Consider the following 4,087-nt stretch of genomic DNA (forward strand, 5'->3'; position numbering starts at 1 on the left):
ATTATAAAGTGTTTTTTTACTATTCAATAAAAAAGCCCCCAGTTTTGGAGGCTTTTTTGTACAAATCAGATTATCGGATGATTACTGTTGCTGAGATAACATGAAATGTAATGGAGAAAGAATCTCTGATTTTAATGCTAAATTGATCATTGGATCTGGATAGATACCTAAGAACAATACCAACAATGCAGCACCTAGTACCATGATCCCACCAACTTTAGTTCCCCAATGTGCATCAGCATCAATACGAGGAGTATCTGGTGAAGTCATGTACATCACAACCATAACACGCAAATAGTAGTACAAACCGATACCACTACCCACAACGATCATTGCAGCTAAGAACCAGTGTTGAGTTGTTACTGCAGCCATAACCACAAGGAACTTACCAATAAAGCCCGCTGTTAATGGGATACCAGCTAGCGATAACATCATCACGGTTAATGTTGCAGTCAAAATCGGACGACGCCAGAACAAACCACGGTAGTCAGCAAGACTTTGTGCTTCATCCACGTTGTTATAAGGGCTCGACATTAACGTAACTGCACCAAACGCACCGATTGTTGTAAGTACATAAGTAATCACATAAACCGTCACGCTACCAAGGCTCGCATAAGTCATGCTAATTAAAGCAATTAACAAATAACCAAAGTGAGCAATCGATGAATAACCAAGAATGCGTTTCAAGTTTACTTGACGTACTGCAAGTAAGTTACCTACTAAAATTGACAATACAGCAATAATTGTAAGAACTGTTACCAGCGATTCAACTAGGATTGCACCTGACGCCAATAAGTAACGTACAAACAAACCGATCGTTGCTACTTTCGCAGCTGTCGCCAAGAATGTTGCCATCGGTGCTGGAGCACCTGCATACACATCTGGTGTCCATTTGTGGAATGGAGCAAGTGACAGTTTAAACGCAACAGCAAAGATGATTAAGCCTAAGCCCAATAACACCATTGGTTGTTTGATTGCAGTGAATAACGCTTGTACAGAATCATAGAATGATAATGAACCTGTATAAGCATAAATATACGCCATCCCCATTAACAACATTGCAGATGCCGTCGCTGAAAGCACAAGATATTTAATCCCTGCTTCCAAAGATTGGCTGCGCTGATGGGTATATGCCAACATACCATATACTGGAATTGACATTAATTCTAAGCTGATAAAGAACGAAGCATAATGAGAGCTAGCAACCATCAACATCGCACCTGCTACTGAACACAGTAGCAAGATGTACAACTCTTCGCGATTGTCTTTATATGTCTCAATATAAGCATGTGACAAAGTACAACATGCCAAAGCTGCGATCAAAATCATGAATTGATAGAGCATGGTAAATGGATCAACCATAAACATGCCCATCACGTTTACAGGTGCATAGTGACCTGTATACGCAGTGTATGCGATAAAAATTGCAGCGAGGTTAAGCCCCACAACTGAAGTTGTTGCGATTAAATTATGATTACGTTTAATCGAAATCAATAACATCACAACAATTGCAGTCAACGCCACAATCATCACAGGGACGAGCGGCATAAGTTCAGAAAAAGAAAGTGTGAAGTTCATGGTTTATTGCATCTCCACATGCTCAAGTTGAGTTGCTGTCTGCTGAACAGTTTCAACAACTTCTTGTACTGGCATATAACTATTTACTAACCATTGCATGCTTGAATGCGATACATCCAAGAATGTTTGTGGGTAAATACCTAACCAAACCAAACCGATCACACAGATCATCAAGATAGTAACTTCACGTGCTGATAAATCTTTTAATGGGCTTGTATAGTGCTGCTGTTGCTCTGGATTTGGTGTACCAAACAATGCTTTATGAATCAAAATCAAGCCATAAAGACCAGCAAACACGAAGCTTACTGCCGCAATAATCGTGAGTACAGGATAAGGTTTGAATGAACCCATCAAGATCAGGAATTCACCAATAAAGTTACCTAAACCTGGTACACCCACAAGAGCAGCTACAAAGAACATTAAGAAAAATGGAAGGTACTGCAGCTGACCGCGTAAACCACCTATTAAGCGTAAGTCACGTGTATGTAAACGCTCATAAACCTGACCAGACATGATAAATAATGCAGCAGATGATAAGCCATGTGCCAACATCATGATCATAAGACCCTGGAATGTCAGGATATTACCTGCGTAAATAGCAAGTAAGATGAAACCCATGTGCGAAATAGACGTATACGCAAGCAAACGTTTCATATCTGTTTGCTGATACGCTAAGAATGCACCGTAGAAAATACCAATCAAACCAAGAATGATCGCAATATCAGCAAATTGTGCTGATGCTGCTGGGAAGAATGGGATAACGAAACGAAGTAAACCATAGGCTGCTGTTTTAATCAAAATACCAGCTAAGTCCACAGAACCTGCAGTTGGTGCTTGTGCATGTGCATCAGGTAACCAACCATGTAATGGGAACACAGGTAATTTCACAGCAAAACCGATGAAGAAACATAGCATAAATGCATAAGCAACTTCAGGCGGTAAGTGGTTCGCCACAGCCAATAGATAGTTGTAATCGAAGCCAATCATACCTGTCATCATGTATCCATAAACCACAAGGCCTAAGATACCGATCAACATGATCAAACCAGCAATTTGCGTGTATAAGAAGAACTTGGTTGCAGCATAAACACGTGAACGACCATTCGAGCCTTTATGACCCCATAACGCAATCAAGAAGTAGATTGGTACGAGCATCATCTCCCAGAAGAAGAAAAACAGGAATAAGTCAATCGCTAAGAATACACCGATAACACCACCTAAACTCCACAGGAGGTTTAAGTGGAAGAAACCAACATTCTTTTGGATCTCACCCCATGAACAACCAACCGCAAGTACACCAAGTAATGCAGTCAGTAATACCATGAGTAAAGATAAACCATCCACTGCCAAGTGAATGCTAATGCCTAGTGTCTGAATCCAAGGTAAATGAAACTCAGCCGCCCAAGTTGGGACTTTACCACCCAGCTCGTAACTAAATGTACCACTCTGCCAAAGTGCAATGCCTAAACCAAAGGTAATAAGCATACCAATTAAGGCAATCCAACGCGATAATTGTTGGTCGAATTTATCAACCAACCAACAAATAAAACCAGCAATGAAAGGAACTAAAATCAGTGCGGGTAAAATTAAATTGTTTTCCATTTTATTTCCCCACAACCTGAATCACGATCAAGATCATCAATAGCACCACTACACCGAGTGACATGCTTGATGCGTATTCACGTAATGAACCTGTTTGACGCGAGCTAGTAAAGGTATTACCACCTTTTACAATCGCAGGTAGTACTGGCCATAAACCATCAACTGGATCACGGCCTAAGATTTTCGCAATCAATAAATAAGGTTTGACGAATACGATGTCATACAAAGCATCAAAACCAAATGCGGTACGGCAAATATGTGCTAAACCAGCGCCCAATGATGTTTGAGCAAATGATTTAACAGCACCATATGCAAAGGCAAATAGGAAGATACCTACTGCTAAACCAGCAAGTGCAATACCACTCGCCAAATGTTCTGCATGTACAACAGCTTCATGTAAAGCTTCAGGGATAACAAAACTTGGAATGCTTGCAGCAGTCAATAAATTTGCAACTGGTGCTTGCAAGAAGTAACCAATTCCTGTGGATAACACAGCAAGAATCGCAAGTGGTGCCCAATATGTCACACCATGAATTGCATGCGCATGTGTTTTTTCTTCACCGAAGAATACGACCCAAATTAGACGGAACGTATAAATAGAAGTTAAGAAAGCACCCGCTACACCAACCCAATACAATGTATTGTAAAGTGGAATGTTTGCAATTGTAGACTGTGCATATACTGCACCTAAGATGGCATCTTTAGAGAAGAAACCAACAGTTACGATTGGAAGTGCAGCCAATGCACCACCACCGATGACGAAACACCAAAATACGAATGGAATCTTTTTACGTAATCCACCCATTTTGAAAATATTTTGTTCGTGATGACATGCAAGAATTACAGCACCTGAAGAAAGGAACAATAATGCTTTGAAGAATGCATGAGCCAACATGTGGAACAAACC

General features: G+C 40.5%; 3 protein-coding genes. All 3 read right to left on the minus strand.

What is annotated here, in order from left to right; genetic code table 11:
• Positions 1–81: 81 nt before the first annotated feature.
• Positions 82–1,578, minus strand: a complete 1,497-nt coding sequence (gene nuoN / locus F1544_RS27205; RefSeq protein ID WP_004914279.1) for an NADH-quinone oxidoreductase subunit NuoN — start codon at positions 1,576–1,578, stop codon at positions 82–84.
• 3 nt (positions 1,579–1,581) lie between these two features.
• Complete coding sequence (nuoM, locus tag F1544_RS27210; RefSeq protein ID WP_167588539.1) at positions 1,582–3,180, minus strand: NADH-quinone oxidoreductase subunit M; 1,599 nt, start codon at positions 3,178–3,180, stop codon at positions 1,582–1,584.
• Between the two features lies 1 nt (position 3,181).
• The coding region (locus F1544_RS27215) for a proton-conducting transporter transmembrane domain-containing protein (protein ID WP_280115047.1) at positions 3,182–4,087 on the minus strand (906 nt) is incomplete at its 5' end.

This window comes from Kineococcus rubinsiae (genome assembly GCF_011839805.1).
Taxonomy (GTDB): Bacteria; Actinomycetota; Actinomycetes; order Actinomycetales; family Kineococcaceae; genus Kineococcus; species Kineococcus rubinsiae.